18 protein-coding genes are annotated in these 21,582 nt (G+C 69.8%); 12 read left to right on the plus strand and 6 right to left on the minus strand.

Going from position 1 to position 21,582, the window contains the following annotated elements:
- Positions 1-8 precede the first annotated feature (8 nt).
- The gene (locus QSV35_RS17590) at positions 9-1,448 is read left to right on the plus strand and encodes an aldehyde dehydrogenase family protein (protein WP_286290158.1); all 1,440 of its coding nucleotides are present in this window, start codon (positions 9-11) and stop codon (positions 1,446-1,448) included.
- On the plus strand, positions 1,445-2,308 hold the full coding sequence (locus QSV35_RS17595) for an aldehyde dehydrogenase family protein (protein ID WP_286290162.1): 864 nt from the start codon (positions 1,445-1,447) through the stop codon (positions 2,306-2,308). The genes QSV35_RS17590 and QSV35_RS17595 overlap by 4 nt, the downstream gene beginning before the upstream one ends.
- A gap of 237 nt (positions 2,309-2,545) precedes the next feature.
- On the opposite strand, the gene QSV35_RS17600 is transcribed toward QSV35_RS17595, so the two are convergent.
- Positions 2,546-4,069 carry a hypothetical protein gene (locus QSV35_RS17600; protein ID WP_286290164.1) on the minus strand — a complete coding sequence of 508 codons (1,524 nt, stop codon included), beginning with the start codon at positions 4,067-4,069 and terminating at the stop codon, positions 2,546-2,548.
- Positions 4,070-4,182: 113 nt separating this feature from the next.
- Here QSV35_RS17600 and QSV35_RS17605 point away from each other — a divergent pair, with 113 nt between their 5' ends.
- The 4 genes from QSV35_RS17605 (at position 4,183) to QSV35_RS17620 (ending at position 10,112) form a co-directional block, all read left to right on the plus strand.
- Complete coding sequence (locus tag QSV35_RS17605) at positions 4,183-4,389, plus strand: heavy-metal-associated domain-containing protein (protein WP_286290166.1); 207 nt, start codon at positions 4,183-4,185, stop codon at positions 4,387-4,389.
- Entirely contained in the window at positions 4,389-6,518 is a 2,130-nt protein-coding gene (locus QSV35_RS17610) for a heavy metal translocating P-type ATPase (protein WP_286290167.1), read from the plus strand. The genes QSV35_RS17605 and QSV35_RS17610 overlap by 1 nt, the downstream gene beginning before the upstream one ends.
- 228 nt (positions 6,519-6,746) lie before the next feature.
- Entirely contained in the window at positions 6,747-8,909 is a 2,163-nt protein-coding gene (locus QSV35_RS17615) for a DEAD/DEAH box helicase (protein ID WP_286290169.1), read from the plus strand.
- A 174-nt stretch (positions 8,910-9,083) separates the two neighbouring features.
- Entirely contained in the window at positions 9,084-10,112 is a 1,029-nt protein-coding gene (locus tag QSV35_RS17620; RefSeq protein WP_286290170.1) for an ATP-dependent 6-phosphofructokinase, read from the plus strand.
- 254 nt (positions 10,113-10,366) lie between these two features.
- Here QSV35_RS17620 and QSV35_RS17625 read toward each other — a convergent pair whose 3' ends face one another.
- Positions 10,367-11,269 (minus strand): endonuclease domain-containing protein, encoded by a 903-nt coding sequence (locus QSV35_RS17625; protein ID WP_286290171.1) that lies wholly within the window; start codon positions 11,267-11,269, stop codon positions 10,367-10,369.
- A gap of 275 nt (positions 11,270-11,544) precedes the next feature.
- Positions 11,545-13,659: a S9 family peptidase gene (locus QSV35_RS17630; RefSeq protein ID WP_286290173.1), complete on the minus strand. Its 2,115-nt coding sequence runs from the start codon at positions 13,657-13,659 to the stop codon at positions 11,545-11,547.
- A gap of 151 nt (positions 13,660-13,810) precedes the next feature.
- On the opposite strand from QSV35_RS17630, the gene QSV35_RS17635 reads away from it, so the two are divergent.
- The 5 genes from QSV35_RS17635 (at position 13,811) to QSV35_RS17655 (ending at position 18,562) form a co-directional block, all read left to right on the plus strand.
- Entirely contained in the window at positions 13,811-15,145 is a 1,335-nt protein-coding gene (locus tag QSV35_RS17635) for an inorganic phosphate transporter (RefSeq protein WP_286290175.1), read from the plus strand.
- Positions 15,142-15,474 (plus strand): peptidase, encoded by a 333-nt coding sequence (locus QSV35_RS17640; protein WP_286290176.1) that lies wholly within the window; start codon positions 15,142-15,144, stop codon positions 15,472-15,474. The genes QSV35_RS17635 and QSV35_RS17640 overlap by 4 nt, the downstream gene beginning before the upstream one ends.
- A gap of 24 nt (positions 15,475-15,498) precedes the next feature.
- Positions 15,499-16,422, plus strand: a complete 924-nt coding sequence (locus tag QSV35_RS17645; RefSeq protein WP_286290177.1) for a phosphodiesterase — start codon at positions 15,499-15,501, stop codon at positions 16,420-16,422.
- A gap of 122 nt (positions 16,423-16,544) precedes the next feature.
- Positions 16,545-18,017 (plus strand): aspartate ammonia-lyase, encoded by a 1,473-nt coding sequence (locus QSV35_RS17650; RefSeq protein WP_286290179.1) that lies wholly within the window; start codon positions 16,545-16,547, stop codon positions 18,015-18,017.
- A 176-nt stretch (positions 18,018-18,193) separates the two neighbouring features.
- Positions 18,194-18,562 (plus strand): FKBP-type peptidyl-prolyl cis-trans isomerase, encoded by a 369-nt coding sequence (locus QSV35_RS17655; protein WP_286290180.1) that lies wholly within the window; start codon positions 18,194-18,196, stop codon positions 18,560-18,562.
- Between the two features lie 64 nt (positions 18,563-18,626).
- On the opposite strand, the gene QSV35_RS17660 is transcribed toward QSV35_RS17655, so the two are convergent.
- From QSV35_RS17660 to QSV35_RS17670, 3 genes are read right to left on the minus strand one after another with little or no spacing between them, the layout of a single operon-like run.
- On the minus strand, positions 18,627-19,508 hold the full coding sequence (locus QSV35_RS17660) for a DNA-3-methyladenine glycosylase family protein (RefSeq protein ID WP_286290181.1): 882 nt from the start codon (positions 19,506-19,508) through the stop codon (positions 18,627-18,629).
- A gap of 43 nt (positions 19,509-19,551) precedes the next feature.
- Positions 19,552-20,862, minus strand: coding sequence for an MFS transporter (locus QSV35_RS17665; RefSeq protein ID WP_286290182.1), 1,311 nt, complete (start codon positions 20,860-20,862; stop codon positions 19,552-19,554).
- Entirely contained in the window at positions 20,862-21,083 is a 222-nt protein-coding gene (locus QSV35_RS17670) for a DUF167 domain-containing protein (protein WP_286290183.1), read from the minus strand. The genes QSV35_RS17665 and QSV35_RS17670 overlap by 1 nt, the downstream gene beginning before the upstream one ends.
- 154 nt (positions 21,084-21,237) lie before the next feature.
- Here QSV35_RS17670 and rpsO point away from each other — a divergent pair, with 154 nt between their 5' ends.
- On the plus strand, positions 21,238-21,507 hold the full coding sequence (gene rpsO, locus QSV35_RS17675; RefSeq protein ID WP_179437729.1) for a 30S ribosomal protein S15: 270 nt from the start codon (positions 21,238-21,240) through the stop codon (positions 21,505-21,507).
- Positions 21,508-21,582 lie beyond the last annotated feature (75 nt).

Consider the following 21,582-nt stretch of genomic DNA (forward strand, 5'->3'; position numbering starts at 1 on the left):
ACCGAGACATGAGCTTCCTGGAATACGCACCCGCCCCCGAGTCGCGCTCGATCCTGAACCTCCGCGACGAGTATGGCCTGTTCATCGACGGCGAGTTCCGCGAGGGCACCGGCGGCACGTTCACCACGATCTCGCCCGCCGACGAAACGCGCATCGCGACGGTGGCCGAAGCATCCGATGCGGACGTGGATGCGGCGGTCGCCGCCGCCCGTCGCGCCCACGACAAGGTGTGGTCGAAGATGAGCGGCCGCGAACGCGGCAAGTACCTGTACCGCATCGCGCGGCTCATCCAGGAGCGGGCGCGCGAGCTCGCGGTCGCGGAGAGCCTCGACAACGGCAAGCCGATCAAGGAGAGCCGGGATGTCGACGTCCCCCTCGTCGCGGCATGGTTCTTCTCCTACGCGGGGTGGGCGGACAAGCTCGACTACGCCGGCCTCGGGGCGAACCCGAAGGCGTACGGCGTGGCCGGTCAGGTGATCCCGTGGAACTTCCCGCTGCTGATGCTGGCGTGGAAGGTCGCCCCTGCGCTCGCGGCGGGGAACACCGTGGTGCTGAAGCCCGCGGAGACGACGCCGCTGTCGGCCCTCATCTTCGCCGAGATCCTGCAGCAGGCCGACCTGCCGCCGGGCGTCGTGAACATCGTCACGGGCGCCGGTGCGACGGGAGCCGCCGTCGTCGCGCACCCCGACGTGAACAAGGTGGCCTTCACCGGCTCGACCGCCGTCGGCCGCGCGATCGCGAAGACCGTCGCGGGCAGTGGCAAGGGCCTCACGCTCGAGCTCGGCGGCAAGGCGGCGAACATCGTCTTCGACGACGCGCCGATCGACCAGGCCGTGGAGGGGATCGTCAACGGGATCTTCTTCAATCAGGGGCACGTGTGCTGCGCGGGCAGCCGCCTCCTCGTGCAGGAGTCGATCCACGACGAGGTCCTGGACCGCCTGAAGACGCGCCTGTCGACGTTGCGCCTCGGCGATCCGCTCGACAAGAACACCGACATCGGCGCGATCAACTCCGCCGAGCAGCTGCAGCGGATCCGGGAGCTGAGCGACATCGGCGAGCAGGAGGGCGCCGACCGCTGGACGGCGGAATGCGCCATTCCGGACCGCGGGTTCTGGTTCGCGCCCACGATCTTCGACAACGTGCAGACGAGCCACCGCATCGCGCGCGACGAGGTCTTCGGCCCCGTCCTGTCGGTGCTGACATTCCGCACGCCCGGGGAGGCCATCGAGAAGGCCAACAACACGCCGTACGGCCTGTCCGCCGGCATCTGGACCGACAAGGGCAGCCGCATCCTCGCCGTCGCCGACCGCCTCCGCGCCGGCGTCGTGTGGGCCAACACATTCAACCGGTTCGACCCGACGTCGCCGTTCGGCGGCTACAAGGAGTCGGGCTATGGGCGCGAGGGCGGCCGCCAGGGCCTCCTCGCCTACCTGAAGGGGGCGGCGTGAGCGCGCGGCTGACGGTTCCGAAGACCTACAAGCTCTTCATCGGCGGGGCGTTCCCGCGGAGTGAATCGGGGCGCACCTACGAGGTCGCGACCCCGGACGGCGGGTTCCTCGCGAACGCCGCGAAGGCGTCCCGCAAGGACGCGCGGGATGCCGTGTCCGCCGCCGTCGGCGCGATCAAGGGCTGGTCAGGTGCCACCGCGTACAACCGCGGCCAGGTGCTGTACCGCGTCGCCGAGCTCCTCGAGGGCCGTCGCGCCCAGTTCGTCGAGGAGATCCAGGCGCAGACCGGGGCCACGGCCGCGGAGGCGCGCGCCGAGGTCGACGAGGCGATCGACCGCTGGGTCTGGTACGCGGGGTGGACGGACAAGTTCGCCCAGGTCGCCGGTAACGCCAACCCGGTCGCGGGGCCCTACTTCAACATCTCTGTGCCCGAGCCGACCGGCGTCGTCGCGATCATCGCGCCCCAGGACTCGGCGCTGCTCGGCCTCGTCTCGGTCGTCGCTCCCGCCCTGGTGGCGGGCAACACCGTGGTGGTCGTCGCGAGCGAGCAGTACCCCCTGTCGGCGATCAGCCTCGCCGAGGTCCTCGCGACGAGCGACGTCCCCGGCGGCGTGGTCAACGTGCTGACCGGCTCTGCGGCCGAGCTCGCGCCGTGGCTGGCCTCGCACCCCGACGTCCGCGCTCTCGACCTCACCGGCGCCGGTGCGCTCGACTGGGTCGACCTGCAGATCGCCGCGGCCGACACGCTGACGCGCGTCATCCCGCCTCAGGACGGGAAGGATGCGGCGGCCCCGAGCCTGCAGCGCATCACGGCGCTCACCGAGATCAAGACGGTGTGGCATCCGAAGTCGATGATCTGACCTGCCTCAGCGCGGCTTCCTTCTCCTCATGAGAATTGGGAGTCCACCCGAGCCAGCCCCCATCGGCGGGGATCACGCTCCAGTCACCGCAGACGAAGACGTTCTTCGCCTCGTACGCCGATGGGGCATCGTCGAGGGCCCAACTCGGTGCCGAGGTGCGCGGCCCTGTGAAGCGTCATCCTCGGGAGGTATCCCTCTCCGCCGCTGGAGTGATTCGGCTGACCGCGCGGCGACCCTTCACGGCAGGAAGACCGGCGTGTCTCTGAAGTCGTGGATCGTGTAGCTCCCGCAGGTCAGGTCCGTGATCTGCGCACCTGCCGGGTACTGGAAGGGGAAGGATGCGGCATCGGTCACCGCGAATGTGATCTTCGCGCCCGGGTAGTCCTGGCGGTTCACGAGCCACAGGTAGGGCACGAAGTCGGGCCCAGTCTGCAGCAGTCGGGCGGGGTCCGCGAGGCGCGCCTTGACGGGCCGGATGGTCCAGAACTGCCCCGCGCCGGTGCGCCCCGCGTGGTCGATCCAGTCGACGACGCACGCGACGGATGCCTCGGCTCTCGCCGACGCATCCGCGATGCGCGCGGGCTGCACGGCCGCCAGGGCGATGAGCACGACGGCTGCGACGGCCGCGACGATGCGGAGGGCGCGGACGCGCGCACGGGTCCACGTGACGCGAGCGCAGACGAACGTCGGCACCAGGACCGCCGTCAGCAGCGGCAGGTAGACGAGCGGCTGCAGATAGCGCGCGGCGACCGTCCCGAACGCGATCGCCCACACGACCGTCACGAGCGGTGAGAGCCACCCGACGACGGCGAGGAACCGGTCGTCGGCCCGCCGGGTCAGCGCGGTGGCGACGAGCGGCAGCGCCAGCAGCAGGAGAACGAGGGCGATCTCCGCCCATCCGCCTGGTGTCCGGGTCAGGTCGACGACGAGCCCGAAGTAGTACGCGATCGACTGCTGCCACTGGTCGGGCTTGGCGTAGAGATCGGGGTTCGCGACGATCAGCCGCTTGAGCGGAGTGCGCGCGAAGATGCCGATCGCCGCGGGCACGATGAGCGCGCCTTCGACGATGAGCAGCACCCGCCAGGACAGCGCTCGCCGGCCGACGGCGATGAGGGCCAGAGCCGCCGGGGCCGTCGCCCACAGCGCGAACAGCGGGTTCGTGAAGGCGGAGACGAGACCGACGAGGGCGAGCGCGATGACGGGGATCACGGTCGTGCGACCCAGGATGCGGCGCACCAGCCCGATCGTCACGACCGCCGCCAGCACGCTCATCGCGTAGTAGGTCGTCGTCGCCAGCAGCGAGGCGAGCTCCATGCTGTCGCGGTCGCCGCCGCTCTCCAGAAGCGCCAGGATGCAGTACAGGCCGTAGGTGAGGAGCGCACCCGTGACCGGGTGGGCGAGGCGCTCGCGGCGTCCGGCGACGAGCCGCACGGCGCCGTAGAGGAGGACGACGTTCACGACCGCGCTGACGAGCAGCGTCGCGGAGACATTCAGGCCGAGAAGCGAGATCAGCCAGTAGAGCCCGATCTCCGGAATGAAGAGCACGGGCGACATCGCCCAGTCCTGGCCCTGGCCGGCGTGCAGCGACGAGACGACGAGCTGATTGAGCATCGAGTCGGGGTCGAGCAGCAGCAGGTTCCCGCGGGCGGGGTCGGACGCGAGGTGCCCGACGACGATGAGCGCCATGGCGCACGCGGCCAGGAGGCCTGCGAGTTCACGGGCCCAGACGGGAGGGCGCGGGCGGGGGCGGGGACTCGGCATCCGTCTCCCTTCCGCGTCGTCACAGCGACGCTACCTCATGCGATCAAGGGTTCCGGGAATACCCCAGGGGGGTATAGTGGTTCTTGCACGTGAACCGTTCGGAAGGAACAGACATGACCACCGAGATCTACACCGTCGAGGGAATGACCTGCGGGCACTGCGCGGCGAGCGTCACACGCGAGGTGCGCGGCGTCGCCGGCGTCTCCGAGGCAGCCGTCGACCTCGCGGGGAACACCGTCACCGTGAGCGGCGAGTTCGCCGAAGCGGACATCGCGGCGGCCGTCGCCGAGGCGGGCTACACGCTGGCGGGCCGCGCCTGATGACCGATCTCCGGGAAGCCACCCTCGACATCGAGGGCATGACGTGCGCGAGCTGTGTCGCCCGCGTCGAGAAGCGGCTGCAGAGCGTCGACGGGGTCTCGGCCGCCGTCAACCTCGCGACCGAGTCGGCCAAAGTGAGCTTCCCGGTGGGCGTCGACGAGGAGCGACTCGTGCAGGCGGTCCGCGAGGCGGGCTACGACGCGCACGTGCGCGTTCCCGCCGTCGCCCCAGAGGCGCCGGCCGACGAGCCGGTCAGCCCGCTCCGCCTCCGCCTCATCGTCAGCGCGATCCTCGCGGTCCCGGTCGTCGCGCTGGGGATGATCCCCGCGCTGCAGTTCCCCGGCTGGCAGTGGGCGTCGTTCGTCCTCGCGACGCCCGTCGTCCTGTGGGGCGGCTGGCCGTTCCACCGCGCGACCATCGCGAACGCGCGCCACGGCGCCATGACGATGGACACGCTCATCACGCTGGGCACGCTCGCCGCCTACGTGTGGAGCGTGTGGGCGATGGTGTTCGGCACGGCGCACGAGAGCTACTTCGAGGTCGCCGTCACGGTCACGGTGTTCCTGCTGCTCGGGCGCTTCATCGAGCAGCGCTCGAAGCGCCGGGCCGGGAGCGCCTTGCGCGCCCTCATGAGCCTCGGAGTGAAGGACGTCGAGCTCGCGGACGGGCGCAGCGTTCCGATCGAGGAGCTGCGCGTCGGCGACGAGTTCGTCGTCCGGCCCGGCGGCAAGGTCGCGACGGACGGCGTCGTCGTCGGGGGAGCGGCATCCGTCGACGAGAGCATGCTGACCGGCGAATCCGTGCCTGTCGACGTCGAGGCGGGCGCATCCGTCACCGGCGGCACCATCGCTGCGGACGGTCGCCTGGTCGTGCGCGCCACCTCCGTCGGCGAGGACACGCGTCTCGCCCACATCGCGCGTCTTGTCGAAGACGCGCAGACCGGCAAGAGCCGCGTGCAGCGGCTCGCCGACCGCATCTCCGGCGTCTTCGTCCCCATCGTGATCGCGCTCTCGATCCTGACGCTGCTGGGGTGGATCGTCACAGGCCACCCGGTCGCCGACGGGTTCACGGCCGCTGTCGCGGTCCTCATCATCGCGTGCCCGTGCGCGCTCGGGCTCGCGACACCCATCGCGATCCTCGTCGGCACCGGGCGCGGCGCGCAGCTCGGCATCCTCGTGACGGGTCCCGAGGCGCTCGAGCAGGCGGAGAAGATCGACACCGTCGTGCTCGACAAGACGGGCACCGTGACGGAAGGACGGATGGCGCTCGCCGACGTCGCCGTCGACGGCATCGCCCGCGAGGAGGCGCTGCGGATCGTCGGCGCGCTCGAGGCGCACAGCGAGCACCCGGTCGCCAAGGCGATCGCCGCATGGCGCGTCGGGGATGCCGAGATCACGGGCTTCCGCAATCACGCCGGTCGCGGGGTCACGGGAACCGTCGACGGGCTCGCCGTGTTCGCGGGGCGCCCGGCCTTCGCGGCCTCGCAGGGAGCCGTCGTCTCGGCCGCGCTCGCCGACGCCGTGGCGTCGGGCGAAGCCCACGGCACGGTCGTCGTGGCCGGATGGGACGGACATGCCCGCGCCGTCTTCGCCGTCGCGGACACCGTGCGTCCGGAGAGCGCCGACGTCATCGCATCCCTCCACGAGCTGAAGCTGGACGTCGTCCTCCTCACCGGCGACAACGCGTCGGTCGCCCAGTCGGTCGCCGACGAGGTCGGCATCGATCGGGTCGTGGCGGGGGTGCTGCCGGAGGGGAAGGTCGACGAGATCGCGCGGCTGCAGGCGGCGGGTCACCGCGTCGCGATGGTGGGCGACGGCGTCAACGACGCGGCGGCGCTCGCGACCGCTGATCTCGGCATCGCCGTCGGCTCCGGGACGGATGCCGCGATGCACGCGAGCGATCTCACCCTCATGCGCGACGGCCTCGAGCAGGTCGACACCGCGCTGCGGCTCAGCCGCCGCACGATGGGCGTCATCCGCGGCAACCTGTTCTGGGCGTTCGCGTACAACGTCGCAGCGATCCCGCTGGCAGCGCTCGGGCTCCTGAACCCGATGATCGCGGGGGCGGCGATGGCGTTCTCCAGCGTCTTCGTCGTGCTCAACAGCCTGCGGCTGCGCCGCGCGCCCTGAGCGACGCGGCGGATATCCTGCGCGCGGGCATGGCAATGGCATAGAATGTCTGGCGGGGTTTCACGCCGCCGTCCCGCTGAAGCGGGGGAGCGCAGCGCAACGATCCTGCATCGCGTCCACCCGGCTCTTCCCGACACGGTTCCCGGGCCGGCACGACGCACCGCAGACCTGACCGGCGTCCAACCGGTCGCAGCCGGGCCGTTCCCGGCATTCACGCTCAGGAGGAGCATGCCGACCACGGCAACCGACGTCCAGAACGTCAAGACGCAGCAGCGCCGTCGGCGCCCGTCGTCCGCGCGCCGCGATGAGGACGCGCCCATCATCCCGATCCTCGCCCGCAAGGTGCGCGAGGTCGAGGCGAAGGCCCAGCGCGGCAAGCTCGGGCCGACCAACCGGGTCAAGTTCCAGGTGATCGCCTTCCTCGTGCGCGAGGAGCGCGCGCGGGTGAAGGCCGACACCGAGGTCACGGATGCGGTGCGCTCCGAGCTGCTCAAGCGCCTCGACGGCGTGGCGACGATCCTCGCCAAGACAGCGGCGCGCGACACGTCCCTCATCCAGCTGCTCGAGGTCGATCAGGCCACGTCCCCGGTCGCGAAGCGCATGCGCCGCGACTGGCTCCTCGAGTCGGGAGCGGAGCTCGCCCCCGACGAGCTCATCATCACGGACGTGGCGCCGGTCCAGGCACCCGTCGTTCCCGCCGCGCTCGCCGAGCGTCAGGTGGTCCCGCCGCAGGTCGAGGCCCGCCGGGATGCGAACCCGTTCCTCCCGCCCGACCTGACGCTGCGCCAGCCCGCGTCTACGGCGCGCCGCCGCCTCGACGGCTGGGAGCTCATGGGTCCGCTCTACAAGGCCTTCGAGATCGGCGCCGGCGGCGGTTCGGCCACGATGCCGCTCCCGCCCGTCCCCGAGTTCGACCGCCTGTCGCCGCGCGGTCTCGAGGTCATGCCGCATCAGTCGCGGTTCCTCGAAGCGGTCCGTGCCGGCCACCGGTCGTTCCTCCTCGCCGACGAGCCCGGTCTCGGCAAGACCGCGGAGTCGGTGCTCGCCGCATCCGTCGCCGATGCCTATCCGCTCCTCGCGGTCGTCCCCAACGTCGTGAAGATGAACTGGGCGCGCGAGGTCGAGCGGTGGACGCCGCAGCGCCGCGCGACCGTCATCCACGGCGACGGCGACGCGATCGACGCGTTCGCCGACGTCTTCATCGTCAACTACGAGGTGCTCGACCGACACCTGTCCTGGCTCAGCGCGATCGGGCTGAAGGGCATGGTCGTCGATGAGGCGCACTTCATCAAGAACCTGTCGTCTCAGCGCTCGCAGAACGTCCTGGCGCTGGCGAACCGCATCCGCGAGCAGGTCCGCAACCCGCTGCTGCTCGCCCTCACCGGAACCCCGCTCATCAACGACGTCGAGGACTTCGACGCGATCTGGCGCTTCCTCGGGTGGACGAACGGCGAGAAGCCGGGCGCGCAGCTCATGGAGCGACTGGATGCCACGGGCCTCACCCCGGCGGACAAGTCCTTCTACCCGGAGGCCCGCGAGGCCGTCATCTCGATGGGCATCGTGCGCCGCCGCAAGACGGATGTCGCGAAAGACCTCCCGGACAAGCTCATCGCCGACCTCCCCGTGGAGCTCGACGACGAGTTCGGACGGTCTATCCGGCAGGCCGAGCGCGAGCTCGGTGCCCGTCTCGCGGCGAAGTACCGCCGCATCGTCGAGGCGCGCAGCCACCGGGTGCTCGAGCCCGGCGAGATCGACGAGGACATCGTGCGCCTCGTCGCCCACGCCGAGCTCGAAGAGTCCAAGAACGCGCCCGCGGGCACCGAGAACGTCTTCACGATGGTCCGTCGCATCGGCCAGGCGAAGGCGCTCCTCGCCGCCGACTACGCGGTGCAGCTGCAGCGCTCGGTCGGCAAGGTCGTCTTCTTCGCGAAGCACATCGACGTGATGGATGCCGCGGAGGCGCATTTCGCCGCAGCAGGGCTCCGGACGGTGTCGCTGCGCGGGGACCAGACCGCGCCCGCCCGCCAGCAGGCGGTGGACGCCTTCAACAACGACCCGGGCGTCGCGATCGCGGTCTGCTCGCTGACGGCTGCCGGTGTCGGCGTCAACATGCAGGCGTCGTCGAACGTCGTCCTGTCCGAGCTGTCGTGGACCGCTGCCGAGCAGACGCAGGCGATCGACCGCGTGCACCGCATCGGACAGGACGAGCCGGTCACGGCGTGGCGCATCATCGCCGCGCACACGATCGACACGAAGATCGCGGAGCTCATCGACTCCAAGCAGGGGCTCGCCGCCCGCGCGCTCGACGGCGAGGCCGTCGACCCGCAGTCGAGCGACTCGGTGCAGCTGTCTGCGCTCATGCATCTGCTGCGCGAAGCGCTGGGAGCCTGATCCCCACCGCCTGAACCACCCCGTCGAGGGTGCACTCGTCTCCTACGGGTGCACCCTCGACGCATTGGTGAAGGTGCACTCATCCGGAATGAGTGCACCTTCGGCAGATCGTGCATACTGATCGAGGCAGCGTCGCCAGTTCCCCCAACCCCTCCAAAACTCGCGGGACGACATATGAAGATCGGCATCCTGACCAGCGGCGGCGACTGCCCCGGCCTCAACGCGGTGATCCGCGGCGTCGTGCTGAAGGGCACGACGACGTACGGACTCGAATTCGTCGGCATCCGGGATGGATGGCGCGGCGTCGTCGACGCCGACTTCTTCCCCCTCACCCGCCACGAGGTGAAGGGTCTGTCGAAGGTCGGCGGGACGATCCTCGGCACCAGTCGCACGAACCCCTACGAGGGGCCGCGCGGCGGAGCCGAGAACATCGCGAAGAACCTCGAGCGCCACGGCATCGACGGCATCATCGCGATCGGCGGCGAGGGCACCCTCGCGGCCGCGAAGCGGCTGTACGACGACGGCATCAACGTGCTGGGCGTGCCGAAGACGATCGACAACGACCTGCGCGCGACCGACTACTCGTTCGGCTTCGACACCGCGGTCAACATCGCGACCGATGCGATGGACCGTCTGCGCACGACCGGCGACTCGCACCAGCGGTGCATGGTCGCCGAGGTGATGGGCCGCCACGTGGGCTGGATCGCCCTGCACTCCGGCATGGCCTCGGGCGCCCACGTGATCTGCATCCCCGAGGTGCCGATGACGATCGACGAGATCTGCACGCTCGTCACGAGCGCGTACGACCGGGGCCGCGCACCGCTCGTCGTGGTGTCGGAGGGCTTCACCCTCACCGGCATGGAGGAGGCCTACAGCGACAAGGGCCTCGACGCCTTCAACCGCCCCCGCCTCGGCGGCATCAGCGAGGTGCTCGCGCCGGAGATCGAGCGGATCACCGGCATCGAGACCCGCTCCACCGTGCTCGGCCACATCCAGCGCGGCGGTTCGCCGTCCGGCTTCGACCGCGTGCTCGCCACGCGCCTGGGCCTGCACGCCTCCGACGCGATCGTCGACCTCGCCTGGGGTCAGATGGTCGCGATGCGCGGCACCGACATCGTCCGGGTGCCGTTCGCCGAGGCGCTCGGCGAGCTGAACACGGTCCCGCTGTCGCGCTACGAAGAGGCCGCCGCCCTCTTCGGCTGATCCCGCGCTTCGCGTCCCTGTGCCACCGCGCGGAGGCAGGCGGATGGTGCGTTTCTGCCGGTTGCCCCACACCGCGGGTCGTCTCCAGTGCCGCGAGTCGCTGCCCGCCCGGAGAGCCGGTACTCAAAACAGGTGTTTCGGCTAGAACAGGAGCATTCAGGCCTGAAGTTCCTGCATTCGCCGAAACACCTGTTCTGAGGTTGCGGAGAGGCTCGCTGACATGCGGCAAATCGTTCAGCCGACGATCGCTCAGATCATCGGTGCGGGAGAACGGCGCGCCGATGAGCGCCTCGGGCGATCGCCGTCAGCACCGTTTCCAGCACGACCGGCCACTCGAAGAGCACCTGGTAGTAGTCGAACCGCAAGACGACGTACCCGAGGTTGGTGAGCCGTGCGTCCGCCGCGATGTCGCGGCGTCGATCGACAGGGCTGCTGTGATGAGCGAACCCGTCGAGTTGGATGGCGAGTGAGTCGGCGATGAGCCCGTCGAGGGGGTGTCCATCGATCCAGACCTGCTGTCGGACCAACACCCCCGCGTTGCGCATCCCATCGACGAAGTAGGTCTCCAACCCGGATTCGGACAGCGCCGAGGCAACCGTCGCGAGCGACGCAGCGGCGGCGCTTCGCCATGCGATCCCACGGAGGACACCTGCCTCGATCTGTCTTTGGCGGATCGCCGATTCCCATACGGCGAGCGCGTCGCGTCGGGCGAGGCAATGAGCTGCGTGGAAGAGGACGTTCAGGATGTGGTCGTCGTTCGAATTGCGCGCGACTGGTGCCGGTCCAGTGCCCCAGTGTCGATGGATCCCTTCGGCGTCATGGCGGGACGAGTTGCCGGGCACCGCGACATGGATGAGGCCCGGCGAGCCGTCGCGGACGGCAGGAACCCAAAGACCGCGTACCGCCGCGGCGCTGATACACGTCAGGCGCCCGCCGACCGACGCCGCCGCTATGCGCCGCGGATCGCAGTCGGGTGCGACGAGCCACGAGCGTCGGATGCGGAAGAGTCGTTCCTCGCGGACTGCCCTCGCCACCTCGGCGGCGGTGAAATGCGTCGCTCGCACATCGGACGTATGGGCCACCCCGTTGCGCCCCGCGACCCAGGCGGTCAGCTCTCGAATACGGCGGGAGGGTTGCGAATCAACGGCGCGGAGCATCTTCCGATGCTGGCGCGTCCGGGGCGAGCTGCCCCGGACCGCGGTCCGGTTGTGGAGTCCCGCTGCTCGACTGGCTCTGTGGAGGAGAAGCCGCCGCCAGGCCATCAACTGAAAACAGGTGTGTCAGCGAGAACAGGGAATTCTGCAGCCTTTTCCTCCTGTCGTCGCCGAAACACCTGTTCTGGGCGCGAGGGCCAAGGCGTGGCGGGCGCGTGCGGCATCCGGAACGAGACAGGATGCCGGCGGGGATCCGCACGGCGGCTCGGCCGCGGCGCCTACCGTTCGGCGACGCCGAGCACGTCGAAGAGCCACGCCAGCTCGAACGCGCGCTCGCGCCACGAGTTGTAGCGGCCGCTGACGCCTCCGTGGCCGGCGACCATCTCGCACTTCAGCATCGCGTCGGCGCCCACTTCGCGCAGGCGCGCGACCCACTTCGCGGGCTCGACGTACAGCACGCGAGTGTCGTTGAGGGAGGTCACGGCCAGGATGCGGGGATACGCGACGCCGGCGCGCACGTTCTCGTACGGCGTGTACGACTTCATGTACGCGTACACGTCGGCGTCGTGCAGCGGGTCGCCCCACTCGTCCCACTCGATGACGGTGAGCGGGAGCGACGGGTCGAGGATCGAGGTCAGCGCGTCGACGAAGGGGACGTCCGCGAGGATGCCGGCGAACAGCTCAGGCGCGAGGTTCGCGACCGCACCCATCAGCAGCCCGCCGGCCGAGCCGCCCTCGGCGACCATGCGATCGGCCGAGGTGTAGCCGAGCGAGATCAGGTGCCGCGCGGCATCCACGAAGTCGGTGAACGTGTTCCGCTTCGCGAGCATCTTGCCGTCCTCGTACCAGGCGCGACCCATCTCGCCGCCGCCGCGCACGTGGGCGACGGCGAACACGACGCCGCGGTCGAGCTCGGACAGACGCGCGATCGACAGACCGGGGTCGATCGAGTGCTCGTACGACCCGTACCCGTAGAGGTGGAGCGGACGGACCGAGGATCCCGGAGAGCCGAACGATCGCTTCCACACGACGGAGATCGGCACGAGCGTGCCGTCGGCCGCCGTCGCCCACACGCGCTCCTGGCCGTAGTCCTCCGGGTCGTAGCCGCCGAGGACCGGCTGCTGCTTGCGGACCATGAGCGACCGCGTCGCGATGTCGAGATCGGCGACGGTGGAAGGGGTGACGAACGACCCGTAGGCGATGCGCAGGACCGGCGGCGCCCACTCCGGGTTGCCGCCGGTGCCCACGGAGTACAGCGGCTCGTCGAACCCGATCTCGTCGACAGAGCCGTCGGCGTAGGAGAGCAGCCCGAGCCGGGCGAGCCCTTCGCGGCGATAGCCGATCACGCCCCAGTCGCGGAAGCAGGAGACACCGAGGAGTCGCACGCCCGGGCGGTGGGGGATGACGGTCTCCCGCGCGCCGAGCGGATCGGCGGCCGCGACGCGGACGAGCTCGAAGTCGAGGGCACCGTCGTTGTGCAGGACGTAGAGGACGTCTTCGCCGTCGACGACCGCGTGCGACGTCTCGTACTCGACGCCCTCGCGACGCGGCCACACGACGGACGGCGCGGAACGCAGGTCCGCGGCATCCACGAGCCATTCCTCCGATGTGATGGACGAACCGACCTCGATGACGAGGTAACGGTCGCTGCGCGTGAAGCCGGCGCCGACCCAGAACCTCTCGTCGGGCTCGTGGAAGAGCCGGGCATCGGACGTGACGGGAGCGCCGAGCTCGTGCAGCCACACCGTGTCGGGGCGCCAGGCGTCGTCGACCGTCGAGTAGACGATGAAACGGCCGTCGGGGGAGAAGGATGCGCCCGCGAACGTGCCGGGGATCACGTCGTCGAGATCCACGCCCGACGCGAGGTCGCGCACGCGCAGCGTGTAGCGCTCGTCGCCCTCGAGATCGATGCCGTAGAGCATCAGCGCGCCGTCGTTGGACACCTCGAACGATCCCATCGAGAAGAACTCGTGGCCATCCGCCTCGACGTTCGCGTCGAGCAGCACCTGCTCGCCGGGCACATCGACGTCGGGGGAGAGCGACGGGGGAGTCCAGTCGTCGGGAGACGCGAGCGGGGCACGGCACTGGATGCCGTACTGCTTGCCCTCGACGGTGCGGCCGTAGTACCACCAGTCGCCGCGGCGCGCGGGGACCGACAGGTCGGTCTCGCGGGTGCGCCCCTTGATCTCCTGGAAGATGCGCTCACGCAGCGGCTCCAGATGGGCGGTGCGCGACTGCGTGTACGCGTTCTCCGCCTCCAGGTGCGCGATGACCGCCGGGTCGTCCTTGGCGCGGAGCCACTCGTACGCGTCGACGACGTCGTCGCCGTGGAAGGTGCGGACGGTGGGGCGGCGGTCCGCGACGGGCGGCTGGAGGGATGCGGAGGAAGTCACCGTCTCACGCTATCCGAGGGCGTCGACTCCAGGATCGACGATGTATTATTCACATGGCCCGGTTACCGGATGTTGAAGCCACCGTGAACTCTTCGTTCGCAAGCCGATTCCGTCGGCACTTCCCTTCCTCCCTCCTCATGGAAAGCGACCGGTGGAAACCGCAGCCCTGATCGTCGTTCTGGTCATCGCTCTCGCACTCTTCTTCGACTTCACGAACGGCTTCCACGACACCGCGAATGCGATGGCGACGCCGATCGCGACGGGTGCGCTCAAGCCCAAGGTCGCCGTGCTGCTCGCGGCGTGCCTCAATCTCGTCGGTGCGTTCCTGTCCACCGCGGTCGCGCAGACGATCTCGGGCGGCATCATCCAGGAGAATGAGATCTCCAACGGGATCTTCCCCGCGGTGATCTTCGCCGGCCTCATCGGCGCGATCACGTGGAACATGCTGACGTGGCTGCTCGGCCTGCCGTCGAGTTCGTCGCACGCACTGTTCGGCGGCCTCATCGGCGCGACGATCGTCGGCGTCGGCTGGTACGCGGTGAACTTCAGCGTCGTCATCGACAAGGTCATCCTCCCCGCCGTCATCGCGCCGTTCACCGCGGGTGTCATCGCCTTCCTCGCGACGCGCCTCGCATACCTCCTGACGCGCCGTTACGACAGCAAGCCGGACGGCCGTGACGGCTTCCGCTGGGGCCAGATCTTCTCGTCCTCGCTCGTCGCCCTGGCGCACGGCACCAACGACGCGCAGAAGACGATGGGCATCATCACCCTCCTGCTCATCTCGGTGGGGTGGTTCACCCCCACGCCGGAGGAAGCGGTGCCGTACTGGGTCATCGTGACCTGTGCCGCGACGATCGCCCTCGGCACCTACGTCGGCGGCTGGCGGATCATCCGCACGCTCGGCAAGGGGCTCACGGACGTCAAGCCCGCGCAGGGCTTCTCCGCCGAGACCTCCACGGCCGCGACGATCCTGTCCTCGAGCGTCTTCGGCTTCGCGCTGTCGACCACGCAGGTCGCGTCGGGCTCCGTGATCGGCTCGGGCCTCGGACGACGCGGGTCCACCGTCCGCTGGCGCACCGTCGGCCGCATCGGCGTCGGCTGGCTGCTGACCCTCCCGGCATCCGGGCTCGTCGGTGCCTTCGCCGCCCTCTTCGTCGTGTGGCTCGGGATGTGGGGCATCCTCGTCGACACGATCCTCGCGGTCGCGATCGTCCTCTTCCTGTTCCTGCGCTCGCGTCGTGACGCGGTCAACGCCTCCAACGCGATGAGCGAGGTGGCCGACTCCGGCCTCGCCGTCAAGGTCAAGAAGAACCCGCCGCCCACCCGCCGTCAGCGCGCGATCATGCGCGAGGAGGCGCGCCGCCGTGCGGAGCTCGAGGCCAAGGAGCGCGCGAAGCGCAAGGCCGACGAGAAGGCCGCGGCGAAGGCGAAGAAGGATGCGGACACCGCATCCACCGCCAAGAAGAAGTCGGAGGCCAAGAAGTGAACATCACGGTCAACTGGCTGGCCTTCGTCCAGGTGTTCGCGGCCGCCCTCATCGGGACCCTCCTCGTCGTCGGCTTCTACGCGATCGCCATGCGGCTGATGGTGCGAGCGGGCCGTGCGCCCGTCGTCGCGCCGGCGGAGTTCACCGACGCCATCACGGTCGTCTCCGAGAAGGATCAGGCGCGTGCGGCGAAGGCCGCGGCGAAGGCCGCCAAGAAGAGCCCCCTGACGGATGGGCAGAAGCGTCTCGCCCTCTTCGGCGCCTACGCGTCGTTCGCGGTGTGCGGCCTCGCCGTCATCGGCGGCATCGTCCTCATCGTCGTCAAGTAGCGCATGTCGTCCTAGGCTCAGGTCATGGATCAGGGCAGGGACGGCGCATCCGTGCGCTTCGGCGCGCACGAGCCTGCACGCCGCACGATCGTGCACGTGAGCGACACGCACCTCCTCGCCGGCGGTGCGCGCCTCGTCGGCCGGTACGACGTCGTCGTCAACCTCGAGCGGACCCTCGCCTCGATCGAGCGCACCGGCGTGCGCCCTGACGCCCTGGTGTTCACGGGCGACCTCACCGACCTCGGCGAGCCCGACGCCTACCGCGCCCTGCGCGCGGCTGTGGAGCCCGTCGCGGAGCGGCTCGGCGCGCCGATCGTGTGGGTCGCCGGGAACCACGACGAGCGGCCCGATCTGCGCCGCGAGCTCCTCGGCCTGGAGCCGACCGAGGAACCCGTGACCGGCGTGTGGGACCTCGGCGGCCTCCGCCTCGTCACCCTCGACTCCACCGTGCCGGGATGGCATCACGGCGACCTGGATGCGGCGCAGCTCGAGTGGCTGCGAGACGTCCTGTCGACGCCCGCGCCGCTCGGCACGATCCTGGCCCTGCACCACCCGCCGCTGCCGAGTCACATCCCGTTCTTCGACATCCTCGAACTCCGCCACCAGGACGCCCTGGCCGATGCGATCGCGGGTTCCGACGTGCGGGCCATCCTCGCGGGGCATCTCCACTATGCGACGAGCGGCATGTTCGCCGGGGTGCCCGTGCACGTCGCCTCCGCCACGTGCTACACGATGAACCTGTCGCTGCCGGCGGTCGAGGTCAACGGGATGGATGCGGGGCAGGCCTTCCATCTCGTGCACATCTACGACGACACCATCACCCACGCTGTCGTGCCGGTCGTGGAGGCCGAGACGGCCGACTTCTTCTCCGCCGAGTGGGTGGCGCGCATGGCCGCGCTGACGCACGACGAGCGGCTCGAACGGTTCTCTCGCAAGCCCGGCAGGTGATTCGCCGCGGCGTACATCGCGCCGCATCCGGTACGCCGATTCGTCCATCGTCCTCACAAGCGCCGACGCGTACGCTGAGGGGGACCGCAACCCGCCGTGAAACCCACAAGGACGAACACCACATGGTTCTGGACGCAATGACGCGCACGCGCACCGAGATCGACTCGCTGGGATCCATGGAGATCCCCGCGGAGGCGTATTGGGGCATCCATACCGCTCGCGCACTCGAGAACTTCCCGATCGCGAAGCGCCCGATCTCGGTCTACCCGGATCTCGTGCGCGCCCTCGCGATGGTGAAGCAGGCCTCCGCCCGCGCCAACGCCGAGATCGGCGTCCTCGACCAGGACCGGGCCGACCTCATCGACCGCGCGTCCCAGCTCGTCATCGACGGCCAGTACCACGACCAGTTCGTCGTGGGCGTCATCCAGGGCGGCGCAGGCACGTCGACCAATATGAACGCGAACGAGGTCATCACCAACATCGCGCTCGAGCTCGCCGGCCGTGCGCGCGGCGACTACGCGTTCCTGTCGCCCATCGATCACACGAACCGCAGCCAGTCGACGAACGACGTGTACCCGACGGCCATCAAGGTGGGCCTGTCGCTGACGCTGCAGAGCCTGCTCGACGAGCTGGACCTCCTCCGGAAGTCCTTCCTCGCGAAGGCGTCGGAGTTCCACGACGTCCTGAAGGTCGGGCGCACGCAGCTGCAGGATGCCGTGCCGATGACGCTCGGCCAGGAGTTCCACGGCTTCGCCTCGACGCTCGGCTACGACTACCAGCGCCTCAACGAGAACGCCTACCTCCTGTGGGAGATCAACATGGGCGCGACGGCGATCGGCACGGGCATCACGACCCACCCGGACTACGCGCCTGCGGTGCTCAAGCACCTGCGCGCGATCACGGGTCTCGACCTCGCCACCGCGACCGACCTCGTCGAGGCGACGAGCGACACCGGATCCTTCATGTCGTTCTCCTCCTCCCTCAAGCGCAACGCGATCAAGCTGTCGAAGATCTGCAACGACCTGCGCCTCCTGTCGTCCGGCCCGCAGGCCGGTCTCGGCGAGATCAACCTCCCCGCCGTGCAGGCGGGCTCCAGCATCATGCCGGGCAAGGTCAACCCGGTGATCCCGGAGGCCGTCAACCAGGTCGCGTTCGCCGTCGCCGGCGCCGACATGACCGTCACGATGGCGGTCGAGGGCGGCCAGCTGCAGCTGAACGCGTTCGAGCCGGTCATCGCGCACTCGATCTTCCAGTCGATCATGTGGATGCGTCAGGCGATGTGGACCCTCCGCGTCAACTGCGTCGACGGCATCACGGCGAACCGCGAGCGTCTCGGCGCGATGGTCGGCTCGTCGGTCGGCGTCGTCACGGCCCTGACGCCGTTCATCGGGTACGCCGCATCCGCGGCGCTCGCGAAGACCGCTCTGCTGACCGGTCGCAACGTCGCCGACCTCGTCGTCGAGGCGGGCCTCATGTCGCGCGAAGAGGTCACCAAGCAGCTGTCGCCCGCCCGCCTGTCGGGCCTCGAGGCGATCACGGCGGCCATTCCGGTCATGCACGCCGCGGCGGAGAACGTCGTCGCCGAAGAGCACTGAGGAACCTCACACAAAAAGTTCAGCGCTCGGTGCCGCGGCAATGCCTGCGTGCTTCCGAGCGCTGAACTACGTCTTCAGGATGCCGCGCACCCCCGGGGCGAGTCAACCCTTTCGCCGGTCCGTCTTGTGATCTCGGACCTTTTGACCCCGGACGATGCGTCGGGTTGGATGGAGTCATGACTGACAACCGCACGAAGCCCGAGATCGAAGCCCCCGAGGGCCCGGCTCCCACCGAGCTCGTCATCCGCGACATCATCGTGGGCGACGGTGCCGAGGCCACGCCCGGCGCAAACGTCACGGTGCACTACGTGGGCGTCGAGTACGAGACCGGCGAGGAGTTCGACTCTTCGTGGGTGCGTGGCGAGACGATCCAGTTCCCCCTCCGCGGGCTCATCCAGGGCTGGCAGGACGGCATCCCCGGCATGAAGGTCGGCGGCCGTCGCGAGCTCATCATCCCGCCGGACCTGGCTTACGGCCCCGCCGGCGGCCACTTCCTCGGCGGCAAGACGCTCATCTTCGTCATCGACCTGGTCGCCGTCGGCTGACCTGACAGAGCACTCCGGATGCCGCGGCCGCGAGGTCGCGGCATCCGTGCTTTCACCGACGGCTTCACACGTGCGCGTCGAGCCGGGACCCGACGGCGCCCAGCGCCACGGTCGCCCACGTGCGGAAGGGGCGCCACGCCTCCGCGATGCGTTCGAGCTCGGCGTCGTCGGGCCGGTGATCGAGCCCGTACAACTCCTCCACCGCGGCGCGCGTGTGATCCTCCTGGGTGGAGAGCACATCGGTGAGCCCGCACGCGCGGATGACGATCAGAGCGCTGTAGAACGGTCCGATGCCGGGGAGCCGCTGCACGTCGGCCATCGCCTCGGCGGGCTCCATCGCGGTCAGCCGCTCGACGTCCAGGAGACCGTCGGCGGCCGCCCGCGCGATCCCGTGGAGCCTCGGCACCCGATCGGCCGGCAGGCCGGGGAACGCGTCGATGCCGAGGAGCTGCGCCGGCATGGGGAGCGCGGCCTCACGGGAGCCCGCGAGCTCGAAGACGGCGCCGTGTGCTTCGCTCAGGCGGCGCCGGAGGGCGATGCCCTGCGGCCGCGCGCGACGGGCGGAGATCACCGCCCAGACGGCCGCCTCGTACGGGCTGTAGAAGTTCGAGGGGCGGAATCCCGGCGCCGCCGCATACACGCGTGCGAGCACAGGGTCGGCCGAGCACACGGCTGCCCAGGCCACGCCGTCATGGTCGGCGGATACGACGCGGGCGACCTGGCGCGCGATGGCGTCGAGATCGCCGTCGCCGTGCACGGTGAGGTTCAGCTCGGCTCCGCCCTGGCGCACCTCGACGCCCACCTGGCCGTCGAGCGCATCGGTGCAGAAGGCGAGCCGCATCACGCCGTCGAAGCTCTTCTCATCGCGGTGGCCGAACCCCATGAGCGCGACTTCGGACAGGTCGTATGCGCCGAGGAGCGGCACCGTCGTGGTGCGTGTCGTCATGCGGCCATGATGCACCGGGGGTCCGACACGGCCCGGGGCGCGATCAGGGCTCGGGGTGCTCGGCGTCGTACGCGCGGAACCGCGGGTTCATCCGCACGAGCACGCCGACGAGCGCCACGATGACGATGCCGCCGAGCACCGGCGGGAACCACAGCGCCGTGAGGGTCGCGAGCGTCCCCGCATACAGTGCGCCGATGCGCGGCCCGCCCGCGACCACCACGATGAAGATGCCCTGGAGGCGGCCGCGGATCGAATCGGGCACGGCGGCCTGCATCATCGTCGAACGGTAGATCGCGCTGACGTTGTCGGCGGCGCCGGAGACGGCGAGGAAGAGCACCGCTACGGCGATGAGCACGACGTTGGGGGAGTCCGGCCCGACGTCCGCGGGTGCGAACCAGCCGAGCGCCCCCGCCGCGAGCACGAGCCCGAACGCCAGGATCGACAGCCCGTACACCTGGATCGCCCGCTCGATGCCGACGCCGTGGTGGCGCACTCGTCCGATCGGGCCGGAGAAGAGGCTCGAGAGGAAGGCCCCGATGGCGACGGCGGCGGTGAGGACGCCGGTCGTGATCGGGCCGCCGCCGAGAAGCACCGCGCCCACAGCGGGGAAGAGCGCCAGCGGCTGGCCGAACGTCATCGCGGTGATGTCGAGGATGTACTGCAGCCGGATGTTCGACGCCTTCTTCAGGAACGCCCACCCGTCCGCGAGGGACTTCAAGCCCGGCCGGATGAGCTCGCCTTCGGGCCTGACGCTCGGGAGCGTCCACAGCCCCAGGAAGAGCGAGGTCATGAGGATGACGTCCACCGTGTAGGTCCACGCGTAGCCGGCGAACGCGACGAGGACGCCGGCGAGGGCGGGACCTGCCATCACCATGAGGCCGTATGAGATGCCCTGCAGCGCGGATGCCGCGGGCAGCTGGTCGCGGGGGATGAGCCGCGGCACGATCGCGGCGCGGGCGGCCATCACGATGGAGCTCGCCGCGGCGTTGACCACGCTGATCGCGTACAGCCACCAGACCGTCTCGAGGTGCGCCCACGTGAGGGCGGCGAGCAGCGCGGTCGATCCGAAGGTGACGGATGCAGCGGCGAGCGCGACGACACGGCGGTCGAAGGCGTCCGCCAGCGTCCCGCCGTACAGGCCCGCGACGATCATCGGCACGAGCCCCGCGAACGCGATCATCGCGACGGCGAAGGAGTCATGGGTGATCTCGTAGACCTGCAGCATGACGGCGACGGTCGTCAGCTGGCTGCCGAGGCCTGCGAGCGTGGATCCCGCCCACATGCGGGCGAACGCGGGGGTGCGGAGGGGGCGCAGGTCGATGAAATGGTCGCGGCGCAGTCGCGCGCGGGCCATCAGTCGTCGACCTCGACGCGCTTGATCCGCGCGGTGTGGCCCCGGACGATCCGCACGCGGCTCGGCGGGACGCCGAAGTGCTCGGCGAGGGCCTTCTCGACACCGGCGTTGGCGGCGCCCTCCACGGCGCGCTCGCGCACGTGGACGACGAGGCCGTCGTCGACCGTCTCGACCAGGGGGCCCTTCCGGCTTCCGGGCTTCACACGGACGGTCACCTGCACCTTTCGAGGTTACCGGCCCGCCTGCGGACCCGAGGTCGGCCGCAGGCCGCCGCATCCTGTAGACTCTTCAGGTTGCCGTTGGATCGGCCGCGGATAAAGAGCGCCCCCGGATCAGCCGGTGGGCACCGCGCAACAAGGAGAAAGGGGATCACCTATGGCACTGGATGCAGAGGTCAAGAAGGCGATCATCGAAGAGTACGCGACGCACCCCGGTGACACCGGATCCCCCGAGGTGCAGGTTGCGATGCTGACGCAGCGCATCAAGGACCTGACCGAGCACCTGAAGGAGCACAAGCACGACCACCACTCGCGTCGTGGCCTGTTCCTGCTCGTCGGTCAGCGCCGTCGTCTGCTCGGCTACCTCCAGGACGTCGACATCAACCGTTACCGGTCGTTGATCGAGCGTCTCGGACTCCGCCGCTAAGCGCGACCAGCGTTCAATCGCTCAAAACATTCTTGGTTCCGCACCGCGGAACGACGAAGGCCTCCCCACGGTGTG

This window comes from Microbacterium candidum, assembly GCF_030315975.1.
GTDB lineage: Bacteria > Actinomycetota > Actinomycetes > Actinomycetales > Microbacteriaceae > Microbacterium > Microbacterium candidum.

Bases quoted from the DNA above. Each gene is read 5' to 3' on its own strand.
- QSV35_RS17590 (WP_286290158.1), top strand. From the start codon at position 9: ATGAGCTTCCTGGAATACGCACCCGCCCCCGAGTCGCGCTCGATCCTG.
- QSV35_RS17600 (WP_286290164.1), bottom strand. From the start codon at position 4,069: ATGCCGAGTCCCCGCCCCCGCCCGCGCCCTCCCGTCTGGGCCCGTGAA.
- QSV35_RS17605 (WP_286290166.1), top strand. From the start codon at position 4,183: ATGACCACCGAGATCTACACCGTCGAGGGAATGACCTGCGGGCACTGC.
- QSV35_RS17610 (WP_286290167.1), top strand. From the start codon at position 4,389: ATGACCGATCTCCGGGAAGCCACCCTCGACATCGAGGGCATGACGTGC.
- QSV35_RS17615 (WP_286290169.1), top strand. From the start codon at position 6,747: ATGCCGACCACGGCAACCGACGTCCAGAACGTCAAGACGCAGCAGCGC.
- QSV35_RS17620 (WP_286290170.1), top strand. From the start codon at position 9,084: ATGAAGATCGGCATCCTGACCAGCGGCGGCGACTGCCCCGGCCTCAAC.
- QSV35_RS17625 (WP_286290171.1), bottom strand. From the start codon at position 11,269: ATGCTCCGCGCCGTTGATTCGCAACCCTCCCGCCGTATTCGAGAGCTG.
- QSV35_RS17645 (WP_286290177.1), top strand. From the start codon at position 15,499: ATGGATCAGGGCAGGGACGGCGCATCCGTGCGCTTCGGCGCGCACGAG.
- QSV35_RS17650 (WP_286290179.1), top strand. From the start codon at position 16,545: ATGGTTCTGGACGCAATGACGCGCACGCGCACCGAGATCGACTCGCTG.
- QSV35_RS17655 (WP_286290180.1), top strand. From the start codon at position 18,194: ATGACTGACAACCGCACGAAGCCCGAGATCGAAGCCCCCGAGGGCCCG.
- QSV35_RS17660 (WP_286290181.1), bottom strand. From the start codon at position 19,508: ATGACGACACGCACCACGACGGTGCCGCTCCTCGGCGCATACGACCTG.
- QSV35_RS17665 (WP_286290182.1), bottom strand. From the start codon at position 20,862: ATGGCCCGCGCGCGACTGCGCCGCGACCATTTCATCGACCTGCGCCCC.
- rpsO (WP_179437729.1), top strand. From the start codon at position 21,238: ATGGCACTGGATGCAGAGGTCAAGAAGGCGATCATCGAAGAGTACGCG.